We start from the raw sequence: 19,554 nt of genomic DNA on the forward strand, positions 1-19,554 counted from the left end.
TATCTAATAGGGGGGTATTTGTATGAATATTATAACGTTAAAAAACAAAATGAAATGGGCAATGGGAACGAGTCTTTTACTTTACCTGGTCTACTTTTTATGCAGATATATGTTCATTCATTTGCACGGAATGAAAGAATGGCCTTTTGATCTGCTGGTGTTTGGATTGATTATCATAACTGTGGCTGCTTTTTTAAATGCCAGAAGAGTAATGGTGTTGACGGTCGTAGGCTATATTGGCGGCTTTGCTATGGGGATTATGTTTGGTATCGATGGAGTTGACCCAGGTGGGGGCAAGACTAATAATAAATGGTTGATTTGGACCCTTTCTTTTATAATCATTATTTTAGTAGGGGTTATTTGGGAAATGTTAAATAAGTATTTTATTAAGAATAGATGATAGATCTAAGTTTTTACGGTTAATCTCTTGTATTAGATGCTTTTAAGACTTAACAGGCGCTTGCGCTTACTATCACGCCAATCCATTTCGTGCAGTTAACTTTAGGGCTGATAAGGACGGTATCCTAAGATGTCCGAATGAAAAAGCATTTTATTTGGCTTATGGAAAATCTGTACTTGGATAAAATTTATGTTTGTCTATGGGGTAGGGGAGTGTAAAATTGAGACAGATGCTCTTTTATTGTCCCGATATCATCCTATTTTGAACATTTCACCATCAGATATTGCATTTACAGCGGTACTGCTTTTTCGTAAAATGTACTTATAAAGTGAATTGGGAGGTAGTGTTATGAGATTAAAGAAAATTATGGGTATCACTTTGGCTGCTTTAATGTTGGCAGGATCTTTGGCAGGCTGCTCCGGTGGGGGAGCGGCAAACGCAACTGCGGCGTCTCAGGGGGGAGAGACGACGGTGCAGGCAGAAACAAAACAGTCCGAGACGAAGTCCGGAGAGAAAACCGTTATAAACGTCTGGTCCAAGGACCGGCACGATGCCACTTATGCACAGGCCAAGGTGGACGAATACAATGCAAATAACACGGATAATATTCAGATCAATTACCAGCTTTATACGGATAACTATGTGCAGGCCATAGACATGGCGGTACAGAGTGGGGAGCTTCCGGATATTTTGGTGCAGCAGGAGCAGATGTTTGACAAATATGTCAACGAAGGACAATGGGCAAACCTCTACGATTACATGGATGAGGATATGAAAACGTATTTTAAATCCGTCATCTTTCCCGGATATAATGAGTTTGATGGAAAGCTGTATTTCATTCCGACTACGGGAACCACATGCCGTCTCTTCTATAATAAAGAAATATTTGAACGGGTAGGAATCAAAGAGCCACCTAAAACATTAGAAGAGGTGGTGGAAGATGCCAAACTTATTAATTCACAATTATCCAAAGAAGGTATCTATGGGTTTGCAGAAAACATGAAGAGTGCAAGCTCCGGTTTGCAGCGTTCCATGTGCATCGGGCTGGAGCGGGAGACCGGTCTGGTGCGGGGCTATGACTTTGCAAAAGGAGAATATGATTTTACCCAGTGGGCAGATACCTTAAAGCTGTGGAAGGAGCTGCTGTCCGATGAATGCGCATTTCCAGGCTGTGAATCTCTGGATATCGATCCTTTAAGAACCCAGTTTGCAGCAGGAAAGATTGGCATGTACATGTCCTACAGCCATGCGGAGCCAGGAGTATACCAGAACCAGTTTCCCATGGATTCTTCCAAATGGGACTGTGTCCCTATCCCAACGGTTGGAGGGAAGGCTACAGGAAAACAGTATTTTACAGGTACGGGAGGCTATGTGATCAATGCCAAGAGTCCGAACGCAGAAAAGGCGTTTAAGGTATATAAGGATGTTTTTGCGAATGAAGATTATCTGGTGGGCTACTACGAAGGCGGATTTGGCGTGAGCATCCTTCAGAGTGTTATTGATAAGGCAAAGCCCGGAGAAGACTTTCAGAAAAAAGAATGGCTTCTGATCAGCGATATAGACGCACTTCTTCCAAAGCCGCCTCACAGCGCGTTTGCTTCCGGTATGGTGGTAGAAGGGGAAGATATGTATAAAACCTGTGAGTCCATTTATTATGGGGACGCGGATATTGAATCCACATTAAAGGATTTGACAGAGCGTTATAACAAGGCATATAAAGATGCGGTTAAAAATGGAACCGGACGTGAGATCAAAATTGAAAATTACGATCCGATGAATCCTACTTTGAAATAATGGCTTAAGCAATATCTTAAAGAGAGGACAGCTTTAAAGGTCCTCTCTTTCTTTGAAAAGAAAGGAGTACGCAGATGAAAGATCAGAAAAACAGAAGTATTCTGCAAAGAAAAAAGGCTGTGAAGCGGAATGTGCAGGCATATGCGTTCATGCTGCCCAACCTGATCTTATTTACGGTCTGTTCCTTATATCCGGTTGTCTGGACCTTAAAATATGTATTTTATCAGTACGGCGGATATGGAACAGGAGTGCCCCGCTTTGTGGGACTTGACAATCTGGCGCGGGTGTTTCGGGATAAGGTTTACTGGGAAAGCGTGATGCACACATTTACATACGGCTTTGGAAAGGTGCTTATTATCATTCCTCTGGCATTCTTTCTGGCGTTTCTCTTAAACGGGCAGATACGGGGCAACGGGGTGGCACAGAGCATTGTATTTTTGCCTACCATCATGAGCTCCGCTGTTATGGGGCTTGTCTTTTATCTGTTATTCAATGCCTATAATGGAGAAGTCAATAAATATTTGATGGAGGCTGGGCTGGTAAGCCGGCCGGTCAACTGGCTTGGAAAGGATCATGCCATGAAGACCCTGATTCTCACCGCAGTCTGGGGAGGCGTGGGGAATTATATGGTTTATTTTATCGCTGGGATCCAGCAGGTTTCGGAGGACGCCATTGAAAGCGCCAGAATCGATGGAGCGGGACGGCTGCAGACCATCTGGTACATCATCATTCCCATGCTGGGGCCCATCTTAAAAATCATTCTCATGCTGGCAATTACCTCGGCTTTTCACGACATTACCAATGTTATGGTCTTAACGGAAGGCGGTCCCAACAATGCGACCATGGTTATGTCTCTATATGGTTACCGCTATTTCTTTCCCATATCAGCGGCGGAGGCGACAGTACCCCAGTATGGCTACGGTGCCGCAGTCAGCGTGATTTCCGCAGTTATTGCAGGTGCGGTGACCCTGGGCTATTTAAAAATATCAAAGAAGCTGGACAGCATTTATTAAGGAGGCGGCAGCATGGCAGAAATGAATAAAAAACACTTATCAAAAACCGCGTGGGCCGCACTCATTGGAAAATGGCTTTTTCTTGGGATCATGATCATATTTACTCTCTATCCGGTGGTGTATACGGTACTTGGTTCCTTAAAAACAAATGCAGAGCTGACTCAGGGAGGCGGATTTTTTCCGGCGGCCTGGCATTTTGAAAATTATTATCAGGCTTTTGTTCAGGCGGATTTCACCAAATATACCATAAACAGCGTAATCGTCAGCGCTTCCGTAACCTTATTGGCGGCGGCTACCTGCTCCCTGGCCGGATTTATACTGGCAAGAAAGGATTTTGCAGGCAAGAAGGTGCTGATGGCCCTTTATTTATCCATGATGTTTGTGTCCCTGGGCTCTGTTACCTTGTACCCGATTTACGAGCTGCTGCGGGCCTTGAAGCTGAACAAGACCATTTTCGCCCTTATCATTGCTCTTACCGGAGGTCAGGCGGCCAATGTATTTCTGGTCATGGGATTTACAAAGGGAATTCCAAGAGAACTTGATGAAGCAGCCATTATTGACGGATGCAGCTTGTATGGGGTATACTCCCGCATCATTCTTCCTCTGAGCAAACCGATTTTGGCTGTTGTGGCCCTGTTTTCGTTCCGAAATGCATGGAATGATTACATCACCAGTTTGATTATGACAATTTCCAAGCCAAAGCTTCAGACCCTTACGGTGGCTGTGGTACAGTTAAAGTATTCCGTCAATGCGGCGGCCGAGTGGCATATTATGCTGGCGGGTGCATCCATTGCCATCATTCCGATCCTGATCGTCTATTTGTTTGCCAATAAACAGTTCATAGCCGGGCTTACGGCAGGGGCAGTAAAAGGATAAGGAAAAAGAACCGACGCTGTGATATACTGAAAAAAATGGAGTTGAACAGGGGGCGGGGTATCATGAAAAGAGTCTGGAACAATCTTCGGTTCCGCAGCAAGATCATATGGCTGTTTGGAGTCATGTTTTTCTTTACCACGGTTATCAGCGGTCTGTCTTATTACCGGTATACTTCCAATGATATAGAAGAAAATTTCCAGGTAGGAGCGGAAGATGTTCTTGTTCAGATCGCTGACACTCTAGGAATGCGCCTTGGAGTCATCAACCAGAGGGCAAAGGGAATGCTGGCCAACTACACGTTTATGGTGACTCTATCCGATTATTTAAACAACCCCAATGATATCAACCTGGTAAAGGCACTGGGGACGGTTCCCGACTTTATGAAGGATTTTGAAACAGGAGAGAGTCTCATTCATTCTACTTTCATTTACACCGATAAAGGCAGCTTCGATAATTTCGTCCGCATGCGGAACTGGGATTTTGATTTCCAGGAGTCTGTTTTCTACAAAAGCTATGAGGATAGTCCGGGTAAATCCATACGCTGGTTTCCGGTATGGACAGACCAAATATTTCAGGATAATGACCAGGTGATCCCCATCGTATGGCAGTTCAGCGTTCAGGGCTATGTGGGAGTGGAATATCTGGTGATTCAGCTGAAAAAAACGGAACTGGAACGGCTTTTGGAAGGAAAATATGAGTTCTTTGACAAGATTCTGATATTGGATGAAACGGGAAACGTCCTGATCGGCTCCATGGGAATCGATTCGAAGGAGCTGATGAAGCTGTCCGAAACAAGAAAAGCAGGCAGCAACGTTATTACAAGTGATTACCGGTATGATGGAGACACCTACCTGGTCACCTACGAAAGCCTGAAAGAAAATGGCTGGCAGATATATGGCCTCAAATCCAGGCAGACCTTGCTTGGCAGCTTAAAGAATCTGCGGAATGTGATTTATGAGATCATGGGAATCGCGTTCCTGTTCACAGTTGCCGCCATTCTTCTTTTATCCCACCAGTTAACGGATTCCCTGCGGCGGCTGGAGAAACGGATGAGCTGCGTGGAAAAAGGAGATTTAAGCGTCCGGTTTTTCTATCCTTATAAGGATGAGGTCGGGAGCCTTGCAAAAACATTTAACTACATGATTGGAGAAATCCAAAGTCTGGTGCAGAAGCAGGAGGAGACCATTGAGGAACTGAAACGGGAGCGGGATTATGTTTCAGAGGTGCAGAAACAGAAGCGGAAAGCGGAATTAAAGGCGCTTCAGGCCCAGATTAATCCTCATTTTCTTTATAATACCCTTAACGCTATTACCTGGCAGGCCGCGGACCAGGGAGCAGAAGAGATCAGCATCCTTTCCAACTCTTTGGGGAAGTTTTTCCGCATCAGCTTAAGCAAGGGAGCCGAGATTATTACTCTGGCAGAGGAATTGGAGCATGTGGCAAGTTACCTTAAAATCCAGAGCATCCGCTACCATTCCCGCTTGTCCTATGAGATAGATATGGATGAAAAATGGCTGGAGACCCGGCTGATCAAGCTGATTTTACAGCCGCTGGCGGAAAACGCCATTTATCATGGAATAAAGGAAACAAAGGGCGCCGGAAATATCAGGATCTACGGAAAAACCTACACTATATCCCAGCAGGTGGTTTTGGAACTTTCCGTTTGGGATAACGGAGCCGGTATTCCGGAGGATAAGCTGGTTCAAATGAATGAAACTCTGGAAATGGGCGGGACGGACAGCAAGGCAGGCTATGGCATTTATAATGTAAACGAAAGAATCCGGTTATTTTACGGGGACGGCTATGGACTGCGCTATGAAAGCAGTTTTGGTCATTGGACGAGAGCCATATTAACAATTCCAACAAAAACAGGCGAGGTGGAATGATGTACCGTGTGCTGATTATTGATGACGAAGACTATGTAAGAGATTTGCTGGTTAGAAACATCCATAGTTCTGACCTTGATGCAGAGGTGGTGGCTGTGGCTGGCGACGGAAGGGAGGGGTTGAAGGAAGCTCTTTCAAAGAAGCCGGATATTGTGATAACAGACATTGCCATGCCCTTTATGAACGGTCTGGAGTTGATAAAAGAGATGCAGAAGGCCGGCCTTCACAGCAAAAATGTGGTCATAAGCGGATACGATGAATTTGATTATGCAAAACAGGCCATATCCCTGGGGGTAAAGGACTATTTATTAAAACCCTTTCTTCCAAAAGAGCTGACGGAGGTGTTAATGAAGCTGCTGAAAGAACTGGACAGTCAGAAAGCCTTGCAGCAGAATATGAGTCTTTTAAAGGAACAGGCCATAAGCCGGGAAGGGCTTGTACGGGAAAAGGCCTTAAGAGCGCTGCTGAAGGGGAAGGAGTGCCAGACAGAGACAGACATTTCTCTGGAAGGTAAATATTATGCAGCAGGGGTCATGCGGCTGGAAGGAAGTGCCTGGGATTTCAGCAGACAGGAGCAGGTGGAGGAATTCTTGATGCTGGTGAGAAACGGCTATCTCCTTCCCGATATGTTCATGTATGCGGTCAGCTTTGACGGCATACAGCTGGCTGTGATCTGGTGCGGAAGCGGAGAAAATGAAGATGGTTTCCTGAGAAACATTGGCCTTGTCCTGGAAAAAATCAATGTCAGTCTGGAAAAGTATTATCATTTTCAATTGAGCTGTGCGGTTGGAAAGGCTTACACCAGCCAGCTGGACTTAGAACATTCCTATCGTGAAGCCATGGCTATGTGGCGGGGGAATTTAGACGGAAACCGGCAGATCCTCTTTTATGGAGAGGATAATGGAAAGAAAGAAGAAATCACCAGCGGTCAGATCCGGGAATGGAAAAATCAGATTCGAATGTCCGTAAGGCGGGGACAAAAGGAAGATGCTCTTAAAAGCTTAGCCGGGCTGATGAAGTGCTATGCTTCCTATTCCAATAAGAAAAATGACTACGTCAGTGTATCTGTGGGGGAGCTGGTTTATGCCATTCAAAATGACATGGAACAGGAAGGCTATGACCGGGCAGATACAGAGCCTTTGACCTCCATGCAGGACCGGATTACATATGGAAGCCTTATGGATATGAAAGATATGCTGGATTCCTATATCAGAAAATGCTGTCTGGTGGTCAGGGATAATTCAGAGGAAACAAAGGCGGATGCGGTGGTAAAGCTGATAAAGCTGATGATTGAAAATGATCTGCAAAATGTGGATCTGGATCTGGAATGGGTAGCTGCAAAGGTGCATTTCAGTTCCAGCTATGTAAGACAGATTTTTAAGCAGTATGTGGGGGAAAGTCTTGGAGAATATTTGATTCGGAAACGGATGGAACGGGCTGGTAAGCTTTTACAGAAAACCGGATTAAAGATTCAGGAAATTGCAGAAGAGTGCGGTTATGAGAATCAGAGGTATTTTGCCAGCAGCTTTAAAAAATTTTACGGGTGTACGCCTACGGAATTTAAAAAGGCGGTGGAAGAAGAGCATTTATATTAGGAGGGGACGGGATATGATTCAATTTACGGAACAGGAAATCCGGCATTTGCAGGAAAAAGGAAAAAGGCAGCCCCAGGCCATCTGGAATTTAAAGAAAGCGACAAAAGAGATTATGGAGGATCCCATACGGGTTCCCAAGACGGGGATCGCCAACTGGACTCTTTATTATTACTGCCCCAATTGCTCCGTATCTTTAAGCTATGACCGAAGCGACGGTTTTCATCACCAGTGTCCGTCCTGCGGTCAGGTGTTTTCGGGTGAGCCCTATGACAGTGCCTGGTGGGGGATAACCAACAACAAAAATTATACGGCGGCCTTCCAGATGGGCTTAATCAGCAGGATCACCGGGGAAATGGAGTATGCCAGAAAAGCAATTGATATCATGGCAGAGTATGCCAGGTATTATAACGGATATGAGGTTCATGGGAATATTCCGTATAACGGCCCTGGAAAGTCAGGGGCCCAGACCCTTGATGAAGCTAACTTTCTTCGCAGTTTTGCCATGGCCTATGATCTGTTATGGGATTTTATGACGGAGGAGGAAAGGGAGCATATAAAGAAAGAGATGTTTCTTCCGGGCGCGGAGTTTCTCATAGAGCACCGCCATAAACAGCTTCATAACCATGAGGTGATCATAAATTCTGCCATTGCTATTATCGGACTGATCTTTCATATAGATTCTTATATCAGGTTTGCCGTTTATGAGCCTTATGGGCTTTTATATCAGCTGGAAAAGGGGATGCTTGCGGATCATATGTGGTTTGAAGGGGCTTTTGGATATCATTTTTATGCGCTGACCAGTTTCTTTGCTTATGAGAAATTCGCTCTTCATACGGAGCACAGCCATATCAGACATCCAAATTATAAGGCCATGATGGAGCTTCTGGTGTCTTATTTGGAGCCTGGATTTCGCATTCCCATGTTAAATGACACGAATTACGGGCATACATCTAAAAGCTTGTATCTCTATGAATTTGCTTACAGAGAAATGGGGGGAGATAAGCTTTTGTATGTGCTGAATCAGCTTTATAAAGAGGAGAAAAGGGACAATTCAGAGGCATTTATCTATGGCGTTGACCAGCTGCCCGCGCAGGAAACAGTTCTAGAGAATTATCATGGAAAGACAGGGGAGTCCGGCAGCACCATATTAAGGGGAACTAACGGCAGGTACTTACTGCTGAAGCATGACCGGTATGGCGGGGAGCATGATCATTATGACCGCCTGGCAATCAGCTATCTGGGGTTTGGAAAACGGATTTCCCCGGATCTTGGAACCACAGGATATGGAGCTGTGATGCATTATGATTATTATAAGAATACAGGCTCCCATAATACGGTGAATATCGGAGAAGAAAACCAGTCTCCGGTCAATGCCAGACTCACAAGGTATGAAGAACGGGATGGCGTTGTGTATGTGGAGGCGGAAGCAGACTGGAGAGCTCCCTTTGAAATGCCGGACACATTTACCATTGAGCAGTGGAAGGAAGAGAATTACTGCGGAGTAAAGATGGAGAGAAAGATCGCCTGGGCGGAAGATTACTTTGCAGAGGTATTCGTGGTAAAAGGAGTCGGAAAAGATTTACCCATAGACTGGGTGATGCATGTTTCCGGGGAAACTATTACTGCGCCGGAAGGAAAGAAAATAGAGTGCTTTTCTGACCGTAAACCCTACCGGCATCTGCATTCTATGAAGAAAACAGATCGTTTAAATGAAGGAAAGGGGAATTCGGTATTCTCTTATATGGATGGAGAAATACGAACGGATGTGTTTACCTGGAATCTGGGCAAGGAACTATATTACGGGAAAGGACCGGATAATCCTTCGGTTTCAGATATTAATTATCAGATTGAGCGAGCGTATGGGCAGGAAGCGGTATTTGCCCATGTGATAACCAGCAGCAATGGTCCCTGCAGGATCGACCAGGTGGACTTTTCCTGGCAGTCAGGCACAATGTTGGTTATGGTGGAAGGGAAAGAGAATGGAAGCGGAAGGGTATGGAGCAAAGAGCTTAGAATGTAAAAACAAAATATATGGGAGATAAGAAAGGAGGGAAGGAATTGAAACAGGACATAAAACAGGTTTTAAATTACGACGTAGTTATCATCGGCGGAGGTCCTGCTGGCACAGCAGCGGCCATTGCCAGTGCCAGAAACGGAGCCAGGACGCTTCTGGTGGAGCAATATGGCTGTCTGGGCGGAATGCTGACAATGGGCGGAACTGGTCCCCAGATGACCTTTCATGCCGGAAGCACACAGGTGGTCCGTGGGATTGCGGAGGAGATCGTGGAACGTATGGTAAAAGAAGGATTTTCTCCGGGCCATATGGAGGACTTTGTGGGTTACGCCAGTTCAGTAACTCCTTTTGATGCGGAAGGAATGAAGCTGATATTAGAAACCATGGTGAAGGAAGCGGGAGCTGATCTGCTGTATCATACCGTTTACACTGGATGTGAGCGGGAGGACCGCAGGATCAGTAAGGTGCATCTATATGGAAAACAGGGATTTTTTGATGTGACTGGAACGATTTTCATCGACGCATCAGCAGATGGCGATCTCGCCGTACATGCGGGGATTGAAAGCGTATACGGAAGAGAAGAGGATCATCTTGCCCAGCCCATGACAATGAACGTCAAGGTACAGAATGTGGATAGGGAAAAGGTGATTGAATACGTAAAGCAGAATTCGGATGACATGCTCTCAACCATTCCGTTTGACCGTCTGGAGCTGATTCCAAGAAGCGGAGTGCAGGGAGCATATTCTGTAATCAGAAAGGCAAAGGAATCAGGAGAATTCCCCATTGACAGGGATATGGTGCTGTGCTTTGAGACCAATAATCTGGGAGAATATATTCTTAACATGTCACGGATCAAGAGGAAAAGTCCGTTGAATTCCTTTGATTTAACGGAGGCAGAAATAGAAGGAAGAAAACAGGCTCATATAATTGTAAACCTCATGAGAAAATATGTACCGGGATTTGAACAGGCGGTCATCGTGGCTACTGGACCCCATATTGGCGTGCGGGAAAGCCGAAAAATCAATGGCGCATATAAGCTTACCGCTTCCGATCTGCTTCAGAATAAGATGTTTGAAGATGCCATTGCTATGGGCGGTTATCCGATTGACCTCCATTCGCCTGACGGAGAGGAGACAAAGCATTATCATTTAAAACGGGGAAGCTGGTATTCCATTCCATACCGCTGCCTGTATACCAATGAGCTGGATAATCTTCTGGTAACCGGCAGGTGTATGAGCGCCACTCATGAAGCCTGTGGGGCAGTCCGTGTGACGCCCATACTAATGGCCATCAGCCAGGGGGCCGGAACTGCGGCAGCTCTTGCAGCCGGTCAGGAGTGTAGTGTGGCGGAAATTGATGTGGAACAGCTTAGAGAAATTTTAAAGACCCAGGGGGCATTTCTTGACCCTTATTAATGCAGTCCCCTACCCCATAGACAAACTGATATTTACTTTGCAGTTGTCTTCAAGTTCCCGAAGTGACATATATCCGCTTGTCATAAAACCGGATCACAAATATCAAAAAAATCTGAAATAAACATTGGCAAAATACCCTGTTTTGTTCTATTGTAAGATGTGGTTTGATTTTTCATATTCAGTTAAATATTACCACAAAAGAGGAATTCCAACTCATTAACTATGAGTCGAAATTCCTCTTTTTAATTTGGCTGTTTTTCACAGCCCCTTTTTCTATATCATCTACATTTTTATTCATTTAGTTCGTTTAAGTAATCTACAGCTTCAAGATTATTCAGTAACTTGATTCAGCTTTTATGATTACTATTAAGATACAATTTTATTAAGAATACTTCTAGCCACACTAATCCCATTAGCAGATGCCTGCTGTAACCCTCTGGTCACAGACGCTCCATCTCCAATGGCTCTAAGTCCTTCCACACTGGTCTCAAAGTCAGCATTCACAACAACCTTATTGGAATAGAACTTAACCTCAACTCCATATAATAAAGTCTCATCGCTGGCGATACCTGGAGTTACCTTATCAAGAGCTAAAAGCATCTCTTTTATGTCAACCATAATACGGTGAGGGAATACTAAGGATAAGTCTCCCGGTACGGCATCCTTTAAGGTAGGGATGATATTATTTCTGCATAATCTCTCCTCTGTGGTTCTTCTTCCTCTCTGGAAGTCGCCGAAGGTCTGAACCAGAATCTTGCCATCGCAGAGCATGTTGCTGAGCTGGGCGATGTGCTTGCCGTATTCAATTGGGGTCTTAAATGGTTTTGTAAAGTTCTTGGAAACAAGAATGGCGAAGTTTGTGTTGTTCGTCTTGAATTCCTGGGATTTATAAGCATGACCGTTGACAACGGCCAGTCCATTTTCATAATATTCTGTGGCTACCTCGCCGGAAGGGTTGGTACAGAAGGTACGCACCTTGTCGTCAAAGGTAGGAGTGTAATACACAAGCTTGGCTTCGTAAAGGTTCTTATTTAAAAACTCCATGACCTCGTCCCGGACTTCTACCCGGACACCGATGTCTACGGTTCCAACCATTGTTTCAATGTTATGATGATTGCAGATGTGGCTGAACCAGTCAGAGCCTTCCCGTCCGATGGCAGACACGATTTCGTCTGCATAAATGGTCTCGTCCTTATCGGTAATAATGCCTTTTGCCTTATTATCTTCAATGATAATATCCTTTACCATGGTGTTAAAGGCCATCTCCACGCCCTGTTCCAGTAAATGCTCCTGAAGGCGGGTATAGATCTTATAGCCCTCTTCCGTACCCAAATGGCGGATAGGACACTCAATCAGCTTTAAATTGGCATTGATGGCACTTCGGCGGATTTCCTGGATCTCCTTTTGCTTGTCAACGCCGTAGACATTTTCATCTGCGCCGAATTTCAGATAGATATTATCGGATTCTTTTAACAGCTCCACGGTTTTATCGTATCCTAAAATCTCCGGAAGATTGCCTCCCACATCAGGAGATAAAGAAAGCTTTCCGTCAGAGAATGCTCCGGCTCCTGCAAAGCCTGTGGTAATGGAGCAAGGCTTACAGCCAACGCATGTCTTGGTGGTACGCTTTGGACACATCCGTTTTTCAATGGGGCGTCCCTTTTCAATCATAAGTATCTTAAGTTCCGGTTTCTTCTCAATCAGTTCATAGGCACAGAAAATGCCGGAGGGGCCTGCACCAATGATGATCACATCGTATTTTTTGTTTGCATCCTTCATGAACATCACTCCTTTTTCCTTCTAACCCTTAGAAACAGCCATCACGCAGCCGGCGGAAATAACAACCGAATTTGAACTTATATAAGCGCAACGGTATCATTTTATCATAATGGAGACAGGAATTACAAGGGATAAGATATTAAATATTCATTGATAGCCTTTACATCTTTTTTTGAAACTGTTAGAATAATAAATGCAGCGTTAGATCCCCCTATGGTGAAAATCTAGCGCTTTTCGGGCGTTCCAAAGCCAGAAATGTCATGAATTAAAAATACCGTTAATATAGAGAATAATAAGGAGAATCATCATGTATATCATCGCAGGATTAGGAAACCCATCGAGAGAATATGAAAAGACCAGACACAATGTCGGTTTTGAAGCCATTGATTTTCTGGCGGACAAACTGGGGATTTTAGTAACGGATAAAAAGCACCGGGCATTTAGCGGTATGGGAATGATTGGAACGGAAAAGGTGATTTTATCAAAACCCCAGACTTACATGAATTTAAGCGGAGAAAGCATTGGTTCCATGGCAGACTATTATAAGGTAGAGCCGGACCACATTATAGTCATCTGCGATGACATCAATTTAGAAGAAGGACAGCTTAGAATTCGGGCCAAAGGAAGTGCCGGAGGCCATAATGGTCTTAAAAATATCATCAGCCATTTAGGAACCCAGGAGTTTTTAAGAATCCGGGTGGGAGTGGGAGAAAAGCCAAAGGAGATGGACCTGGCGGACTATGTTCTCGGACGTTTTCCAAAGGCTCAGGAAGCCATCATGGAAGAAGCGTATGGGGCGGCAGCCGAAGCTTCCATTATGATAGTGTCAGACGGAGCAGATGCTGCGATGAATCAGTATAACAGAAAGAAATAAGGAGACTTCATGAGCGGATTATTTGAAAAACCATTGAGGGAGCTTAAGGACTTTGAAGACCTCTCAAAAGATCTGGAAAAAAAGGCCGGTCCCATAGGGGCGAGCGGCTGCATGGATTCCCAAAAGGTTCACTTGATGTACGAAGCAGCAAAGAATGCTGGAATGAAGCTGGTGGTGACCTATGATGATACCAGAGCCAGAGAGATTTTTGAGGATTTAAGCTATTTTGATACAAATGTGTGGTTATATCCGGCCAGAGATCTTCTGTTTTTCAATGCCGATATCCATGGAAACCTTCTTACCAAGCAGCGTATGACCGTATTCCGCCGCCTGATGGAGGAAAACACCGGCTGGATCGTTACCACCATTGACGGACTTATGGATCATCTGCTTCCTTTAAAGTATCTGAAAAATCAGGTGCTTTCCGTAAAGAGCGGCCAGACCATTGAGGTAGAGACCTGGAAAAAGCGTCTGGGAGAGCTTGGGTACGAGCGAATGGGACAGGTGGACGGTATGGGACAGTTCTCCATCCGAGGCGGTATCATCGATGTATTCCCGCTGACAGAAGAGCTTCCCGTCCGAATCGAGCTTTGGGATGACGAAGTGGATTCCATTCGTACCTTTGACTTGGAAAGCCAGAGATCCATTGACCAGCTGGAAGAAATTCAGATTTATCCTGCCACGGAGATGACACTGACAAAGACTCAGATCGAAGATGGAATTGAGGCAATCCAAAAGGAAATAAAAAAATATGAAAAAGACTTAAAAGCCCAGACAAAGGTGGAGGAAGCCCTGCGGATCCGCTCTATTATCAATGAGCTGTTAGAAGGGCTTAAGGAAGGCTTTAAGCAGCAGGGACTTGACGGCTATATCCATTATTTCTGCCCGGACAGCGTTTCTTTTTTTGACTATTTTGAAAAAGATAGTACCGCAGTGTTCTTAGATGAGCCGGAGCGGTTAAAGGAAAAAGGGGAAACCGTGGAAATGGAATTCAGGGAGAGCATGATCCATCGTTTAAACAATGGATACCTACTTCCCGGACAGACCGGTCTCCTTTTTACGGCTAAGGAAATGCTTGCAAGAACCCAGACTGGAACCACAGTCTATTTAACCGGTCTGGAACAAAAGCTCACTGGCTTCGCTGTCAGGAACCGTTACAGCTTTCAGGTGAAAAATGTAAGTGCCTACCAAAATGGCTTTGAGCTTTTAATCAAGGACTTAAGCAGATGGAAAAAGGAAGGCTACCGGGTCGTCCTTTTATCAGCCTCCAGAACCAGGGCAAGCCGCCTTGCCGGTGATTTAAGAGAGTATGATTTAAGAGCCTACTGCCCCGATGACAGCGGAGAAGACAGAGAGGTAAAGCCAGGAGAGATTCTGGTCACTTACGGTAAGCTTCACCGCGGCTTTGAGTATCCCATGATTAAATTCATCGTCATTACAGAAGGCGATATGTTTGGGGGAGAAAAAAAGAAGCGAAAGCGGAAAAAGACCACCTACGAAGGCACCAAAATCCAGAACTTCTCCGAATTATCCGTAGGCGATTATGTAGTCCATGAGGATCACGGCCTTGGAGTTTACCGTGGAATTGAAAAAATTGAGCAGGATGGCGTTATCAAGGACTACCTAAAGGTACAATATGCGGACAACGGAAACCTATATCTTCCTGCCACCAGACTGGACGGAATCCAGAAATACGCCGGAGCAGATGCCAAAAAACCGAAGCTTAACCGCTTAGGCGGCGAGCAGTGGAACAAGACAAAGACAAGAGTCAAGAGCGCGGTCAAAGAGATCGCAAAGGACCTTGTCATGCTCTATGCAGCAAGACAGGAGACCCATGGCTTCCAGTACGGCGGAGATACGGTCTGGCAAAAGGAATTCGAAGAAATGTTTCCCTATGAGGAGACCGATGACCAGTGGGATGCCATTGAAGCCACCAAGGGCGACATGGAAAGTAAGAAGATCATGGATCGTCTTATTTGCGGTGACGTAGGCTACGGAAAGACAGAGATCGCCTTAAGAGCTGCATTTAAAGCCGTCCAGGATGGAAAACAGGTGGTCTATCTGGTTCCTACCACCATTTTGGCCCAGCAGCATTATAATACCTTTGCCCAGAGAATGAAGGACTTCCCCATCCGGGTGGACTTGATGTCAAGATTCCGTACCCCGGGACAGATAAAGAAGACCATCGAGGATTTAAAACGGGGCATGGTAGACATTGTAGTGGGAACTCACCGGGTCCTGTCAAAGGATATACAGTTTAAAGACCTGGGACTTCTTATTATAGATGAGGAACAGCGCTTTGGAGTGACTCATAAAGAAAAGATCAAGCAGCTAAAGGAAAATATCGACGTTCTCACCTTGACAGCGACTCCTATTCCAAGAACACTGCACATGAGCCTGGTAGGAATCCGTGATATGAGCGTGTTAGAGGAACCGCCGGTAGACCGTATGCCCATTCAGACCTACGTCATGGAACACAACGATGAGATGGTCCGTGAAGCCATTCACCGGGAGCTTTCCAGAGACGGACAGGTGTATTATGTATACAATCGTGTCAGCAACATTGATGAGGTGGCGAACCACATCGCAAAGCTGGTGCCGGAAGCCAATGTGACCTTTGCCCATGGCCAGATGCATGAGCATGAGCTGGAAAAAATCATGTTTGATTTTGTAAATGGTGAAATTGATGTCCTGGTCTGCACCACCATCATTGAAACAGGTCTCGATATCCCCAATGCCAATACCATGATCATACAGGATGCGGACCGTATGGGCTTATCCCAGCTCTATCAGCTCAGAGGCCGGGTCGGGCGCTCCAGCCGTATTTCCTATGCATTTTTAATGTATAAACGAGATAAGCTTTTAAAGGAAGAGGCGGAAAAGCGCCTCCAGGCCATTCGAGAATTTACAGAGCTTGGCTCAGGAATCAAGATCGCCATGCGTGACTTAGAAATCCGTGGAGCCGGCAATGTGCTGGGCGCAGAACAGCACGGGCATATGGAAGCTGTTGGATATGACCTTTACTGTAAGCTCTTAAATCAGGCTGTATTGGAGTTAAAGGGAGAGCGAAAGGAAGAGGAAACCTACAATACTGTGGTGGACTGCGACATTGATGCCTACATCCCAACTTCCTATATTAAGAATGAATATCAGAAGCTTGATATCTATAAGCGCATTTCCGGCATTGAGAATGAAGAGGAATACATGGATATGCAGGATGAGCTGATGGACCGTTTTGGAGATATCCCAAAGCCGGTTGAGAATCTATTAAAGGTTGCGGCCTTAAAAGCACTGGCTCACAGCGCCTTTGTAACAGAGGTGAATATAAACAGGCAGGAAGTCCGTCTTACCATGTACAAGAATGCCCGCCTGAAGGTAGAGGGAATTCCAAAGATCGTGGAGCAGTACCGTGGAGATTTAAAATTCCTCATGGGCGAAGAACCAAGGTTTACCTATTTGGATCGAAAGAAAAATCTGTCTTCAGATACCATGATAGGCCAAGCGGAAGTGTTATTGAAGCAGATTGGTGAGTTGTCTGAAAAAAACTAGTAAAAACGAAAATTTACCTAAAAATAAAAAGGCGTTTGGTTGATTTTTTGGGTATTTTGTGATATACTAATAGTAGAAGAAGGGATTTAGTCCCAGATGCTTTCTTTACTTCAAGATGTTTGTTTCGGAGAAAGGTGGTAGCTATGGACGTATTAAGTATGTATCTTCTACAAAGAGTATCGGATGAACTGACGATTCAGAGGAATGGTTCTTTTGAGAATCGATTTGTTTCTCCCATTCCTAATAATGCAGCAGCAAAAGTTGCGCATGAAGGTTATATTACTTCCTCGAAGGAAGTTTCAAACCATGTCAGACAAGGTGATTATTGACCTGGAGCACTAAAAGTCTCTCTTCTAAAATCTTAAGATTTATAAAAAAATAGAGTAAGAATCAGGGTTTGGCCTACTTTTAGGTCCGAACCCTGATTTTAAATTTTGGGAAAAATGGCAGACTTAAGTATAATCTTCCTAAATCGTAGCAAAATAATATCAGTGATATTAAAACGTACAAGATGGAGGAATTATAATCATGAAAGCAACTGGCATAGTTAGAAGAATTGATGACCTGGGAAGGGTGGTTATACCAAAAGAGATCAGAAGGACACTTCGCTTAAGAGAGGGAACTCCGCTTGAGATATTCACAGACAGAGAAGGAGAAATTATTCTTAAGAAATACTCCCCAATGGTAGAGCTGACCGCATTCGCTTCCCAGTATGCCGAGGCAATGGCACAGACTACGGGATTAACTGTTTGCATCAGCGACAGAGACCAGGTCATTGCTGTGGCAGGCGGTTCTAAAAAGGAACTGCTCCAGAAAACGATCAGCAAGCAGTTAGAGACTGTCATTAACGAGCGTACCGTAGTACTTGCAGGAAAGGATGAAAAAGGTTTTATCCCCCTGACAGGAGAAGTACTGGAAGGTATTACAGCTCAGGTGATAGCTCCCATCATTTGTGAGGGAGATGCAATCGGTGCCGTAGCACTTTTAAGCAGAGAGCCAAGAGCACGTTTTGGTGATATGGAGACAAAGCTTGCAACCACGGCTGCCGGGTTCTTAGGCCGCCAGATGGAAGGATAATAAAATCAGCGATTTAATAGTCAGGAGGTGAAAGAAATGAAAGTATTTATGCCAGAAGAAGATAACTATGACGATGGTGATATCCCAGAGGTTGATACGGAACCCTATGAAAATGGTTTTTATATAGAGCCCCTGCCGGAATCCGAGCGCCCCAGACGGGATGGTCCCGGGGGAAATTAATAAAAGACAGCCGCCGATGGACAGGATAATAACTGTACCAACCGGCGGCTGTCTTTTAAGATTATTTAATAGATGATCTGATCTCCATCTTTGATGCAGTAGTTAAGCTTTACTCCAAGCTCCTCCATCCATTGTCTTGTTTCAAGGGTCTTCCAGTCACCGCTTCCAATGCCGGAACCGCCGTCATTGTTCCACAGCCAGAGAGGACAGGGCCACAGAGCGATTTTTGGATTTATCACAGCGTATACATCCTTGTTTACGCCGTACTGACCATGGTGAGACATCTGAACGATATCGCTTTTTAAGTCTTCCTTGCTTGTTTGCTCAAGAAGAAGTTTTCCAGCCTCTGGACCCATATCTCCCAGTACCAGGGTGCTTACATTGTTTAAGGTAAATTTATAGGCAACGGAACTGTTATTGACTGAGGTCACATCGAGAAGGTATGGATCATTTAAAACTTTTGCTTTAATCTGACCAATCTTTATCTCGTCACCCTTATGGACCACATGAAGCCTGTCCGCAGGAAGAGTGGCAATTGCCGCTCTGAAGTTATTGACCAAATCGGATCTTGACGGTTCCACCTTATCGTACCAGGACTGGTCCGCCAGGTTATAATAGATGTTGTCAATGGTGATCTTTCTTCCTGGATTGTTAAGTATCTGCACCAGTGCTCCCGCGTGATCAGAGTGGGGATGAGTAATGAACCAGGCAGAAACACGGCCGCCTTTTTGTTCAATGACCTCTGTTAAGTGATCCGCATCAATGTCCCAGCCTCCGTCAATGACGACCAGGTTGCCACTTTTGTCCTGCAAGACCATGGAAAGCATCTGACGCTTGTCATAGTTGGCTAAAAGGGATAAGCTGCCGCCGTTAAAGATCTTGCTTCCAGGACCTACTGCAATAGAAGGACCAAATCCCATGGAGTTTGCCTTTAATGATCCCTCACCTGTGGTAGGAGAGATGGTCTGAATGTGAAAGGCTGAAAACACAATGTTTAGAAACAGCAGACCGGCTGCTATTTTTTTCCAGATATTAAATTCTTTCATAGTTACCTCCGGTAATGAATAAATTATTTCTTATTATATCGGAATCCGCTCTATTT

At 44.9% G+C, this 19,554-nt stretch carries 15 protein-coding genes and 1 pseudogene; 13 read left to right on the forward strand and 3 right to left on the reverse strand.

Features of this window, described 5'->3' with window-relative positions; genetic code table 11:
* Positions 1 to 22 precede the first annotated feature (22 nt).
* From T546_RS0107480 to T546_RS0107515, 8 genes are all read left to right on the forward strand, one after another.
* The gene (locus T546_RS0107480; RefSeq protein ID WP_026891084.1) at positions 23 to 400 is read left to right on the forward strand and encodes a hypothetical protein; all 378 of its coding nucleotides are present in this window, start codon (positions 23 to 25) and stop codon (positions 398 to 400) included.
* 348 nt (positions 401 to 748) lie between these two features.
* Positions 749 to 2,194, forward strand: a complete 1,446-nt coding sequence (locus tag T546_RS23050) for an ABC transporter substrate-binding protein (protein ID WP_051629657.1) — start codon at positions 749 to 751, stop codon at positions 2,192 to 2,194.
* A 74-nt stretch (positions 2,195 to 2,268) separates the two neighbouring features.
* The gene (locus T546_RS0107490) at positions 2,269 to 3,207 is read left to right on the forward strand and encodes a carbohydrate ABC transporter permease (RefSeq protein ID WP_026891085.1); all 939 of its coding nucleotides are present in this window, start codon (positions 2,269 to 2,271) and stop codon (positions 3,205 to 3,207) included.
* A gap of 12 nt (positions 3,208 to 3,219) precedes the next feature.
* On the forward strand, positions 3,220 to 4,083 hold the full coding sequence (locus T546_RS0107495; RefSeq protein ID WP_026891086.1) for a carbohydrate ABC transporter permease: 864 nt from the start codon (positions 3,220 to 3,222) through the stop codon (positions 4,081 to 4,083).
* Positions 4,084 to 4,145: 62 nt separating this feature from the next.
* Complete coding sequence (locus T546_RS24555; RefSeq protein WP_051629659.1) at positions 4,146 to 5,969, forward strand: sensor histidine kinase; 1,824 nt, start codon at positions 4,146 to 4,148, stop codon at positions 5,967 to 5,969.
* Positions 5,966 to 7,564 (forward strand): response regulator, encoded by a 1,599-nt coding sequence (locus T546_RS0107505; protein ID WP_084326226.1) that lies wholly within the window; start codon positions 5,966 to 5,968, stop codon positions 7,562 to 7,564. The genes T546_RS24555 and T546_RS0107505 overlap by 4 nt, the downstream gene beginning before the upstream one ends.
* 13 nt (positions 7,565 to 7,577) lie before the next feature.
* Positions 7,578 to 9,584, forward strand: coding sequence for a heparinase II/III domain-containing protein (locus T546_RS23060; protein ID WP_051629660.1), 2,007 nt, complete (start codon positions 7,578 to 7,580; stop codon positions 9,582 to 9,584).
* 38 nt (positions 9,585 to 9,622) lie between these two features.
* Complete coding sequence (locus tag T546_RS0107515; protein ID WP_242842198.1) at positions 9,623 to 10,993, forward strand: FAD-dependent oxidoreductase; 1,371 nt, start codon at positions 9,623 to 9,625, stop codon at positions 10,991 to 10,993.
* A 27-nt stretch (positions 10,994 to 11,020) separates the two neighbouring features.
* Here the strand turns inward: T546_RS0107515 and T546_RS26515 are convergent.
* A pseudogene (locus T546_RS26515) lies at positions 11,021 to 11,083 on the reverse strand (transposase); the annotation flags it as partial.
* Between the two features lie 276 nt (positions 11,084 to 11,359).
* Entirely contained in the window at positions 11,360 to 12,772 is a 1,413-nt protein-coding gene (locus T546_RS0107520) for an NAD(P)/FAD-dependent oxidoreductase (protein ID WP_026891089.1), read from the reverse strand.
* A gap of 307 nt (positions 12,773 to 13,079) precedes the next feature.
* Between T546_RS0107520 and pth the strand changes: the two genes are divergently transcribed.
* From pth to T546_RS0107545, 5 genes are all read left to right on the forward strand, one after another.
* Positions 13,080 to 13,646 carry an aminoacyl-tRNA hydrolase gene (gene pth, locus T546_RS0107525; protein ID WP_026891090.1) on the forward strand — a complete coding sequence of 189 codons (567 nt, stop codon included), beginning with the start codon at positions 13,080 to 13,082 and terminating at the stop codon, positions 13,644 to 13,646.
* Positions 13,647 to 13,655: 9 nt separating this feature from the next.
* Positions 13,656 to 17,195 (forward strand): transcription-repair coupling factor, encoded by a 3,540-nt coding sequence (gene mfd / locus T546_RS0107530; RefSeq protein WP_026891091.1) that lies wholly within the window; start codon positions 13,656 to 13,658, stop codon positions 17,193 to 17,195.
* Positions 17,196 to 17,338: 143 nt separating this feature from the next.
* Complete coding sequence (locus T546_RS0107535; protein ID WP_026891092.1) at positions 17,339 to 17,524, forward strand: hypothetical protein; 186 nt, start codon at positions 17,339 to 17,341, stop codon at positions 17,522 to 17,524.
* Between the two features lie 199 nt (positions 17,525 to 17,723).
* Positions 17,724 to 18,272 (forward strand): stage V sporulation protein T, encoded by a 549-nt coding sequence (gene spoVT, locus T546_RS0107540; RefSeq protein WP_026891093.1) that lies wholly within the window; start codon positions 17,724 to 17,726, stop codon positions 18,270 to 18,272.
* A gap of 36 nt (positions 18,273 to 18,308) precedes the next feature.
* A complete protein-coding gene (locus tag T546_RS0107545) occupies positions 18,309 to 18,452 on the forward strand; it encodes a hypothetical protein (RefSeq protein WP_024837691.1) in 144 nt (47 codons plus the stop codon).
* A 65-nt stretch (positions 18,453 to 18,517) separates the two neighbouring features.
* On the opposite strand, the gene T546_RS0107550 is transcribed toward T546_RS0107545, so the two are convergent.
* Positions 18,518 to 19,498, reverse strand: coding sequence for a ComEC/Rec2 family competence protein (locus T546_RS0107550; RefSeq protein ID WP_026891094.1), 981 nt, complete (start codon positions 19,496 to 19,498; stop codon positions 18,518 to 18,520).
* Positions 19,499 to 19,554 lie beyond the last annotated feature (56 nt).

Origin of the sequence: [Clostridium] aerotolerans DSM 5434 (genome assembly GCF_000687555.1) — a bacterium.
Lineage (GTDB): Bacteria > Bacillota > Clostridia > Lachnospirales > Lachnospiraceae > Lacrimispora > Lacrimispora aerotolerans.

What these genes read in the sequence shown, in the direction of transcription:
- T546_RS0107480 (WP_026891084.1), top strand. Translation starts at nt 23, where the DNA reads ATGAATATTATAACGTTAAAAAACAAAATGAAATGGGCAATGGGAACG.
- T546_RS23050 (WP_051629657.1), top strand. Translation starts at nt 749, where the DNA reads ATGAGATTAAAGAAAATTATGGGTATCACTTTGGCTGCTTTAATGTTG.
- T546_RS0107490 (WP_026891085.1), top strand. Translation starts at nt 2,269, where the DNA reads ATGAAAGATCAGAAAAACAGAAGTATTCTGCAAAGAAAAAAGGCTGTG.
- T546_RS0107495 (WP_026891086.1), top strand. Translation starts at nt 3,220, where the DNA reads ATGGCAGAAATGAATAAAAAACACTTATCAAAAACCGCGTGGGCCGCA.
- T546_RS24555 (WP_051629659.1), top strand. Translation starts at nt 4,146, where the DNA reads ATGAAAAGAGTCTGGAACAATCTTCGGTTCCGCAGCAAGATCATATGG.
- T546_RS0107505 (WP_084326226.1), top strand. Translation starts at nt 5,966, where the DNA reads ATGATGTACCGTGTGCTGATTATTGATGACGAAGACTATGTAAGAGAT.
- T546_RS23060 (WP_051629660.1), top strand. Translation starts at nt 7,578, where the DNA reads ATGATTCAATTTACGGAACAGGAAATCCGGCATTTGCAGGAAAAAGGA.
- T546_RS0107520 (WP_026891089.1), bottom strand. Translation starts at nt 12,772, where the DNA reads ATGAAGGATGCAAACAAAAAATACGATGTGATCATCATTGGTGCAGGC.
- pth (WP_026891090.1), top strand. Translation starts at nt 13,080, where the DNA reads ATGTATATCATCGCAGGATTAGGAAACCCATCGAGAGAATATGAAAAG.
- mfd (WP_026891091.1), top strand. Translation starts at nt 13,656, where the DNA reads ATGAGCGGATTATTTGAAAAACCATTGAGGGAGCTTAAGGACTTTGAA.
- T546_RS0107535 (WP_026891092.1), top strand. Translation starts at nt 17,339, where the DNA reads ATGGACGTATTAAGTATGTATCTTCTACAAAGAGTATCGGATGAACTG.
- spoVT (WP_026891093.1), top strand. Translation starts at nt 17,724, where the DNA reads ATGAAAGCAACTGGCATAGTTAGAAGAATTGATGACCTGGGAAGGGTG.
- T546_RS0107545 (WP_024837691.1), top strand. Translation starts at nt 18,309, where the DNA reads ATGAAAGTATTTATGCCAGAAGAAGATAACTATGACGATGGTGATATC.
- T546_RS0107550 (WP_026891094.1), bottom strand. Translation starts at nt 19,498, where the DNA reads ATGAAAGAATTTAATATCTGGAAAAAAATAGCAGCCGGTCTGCTGTTT.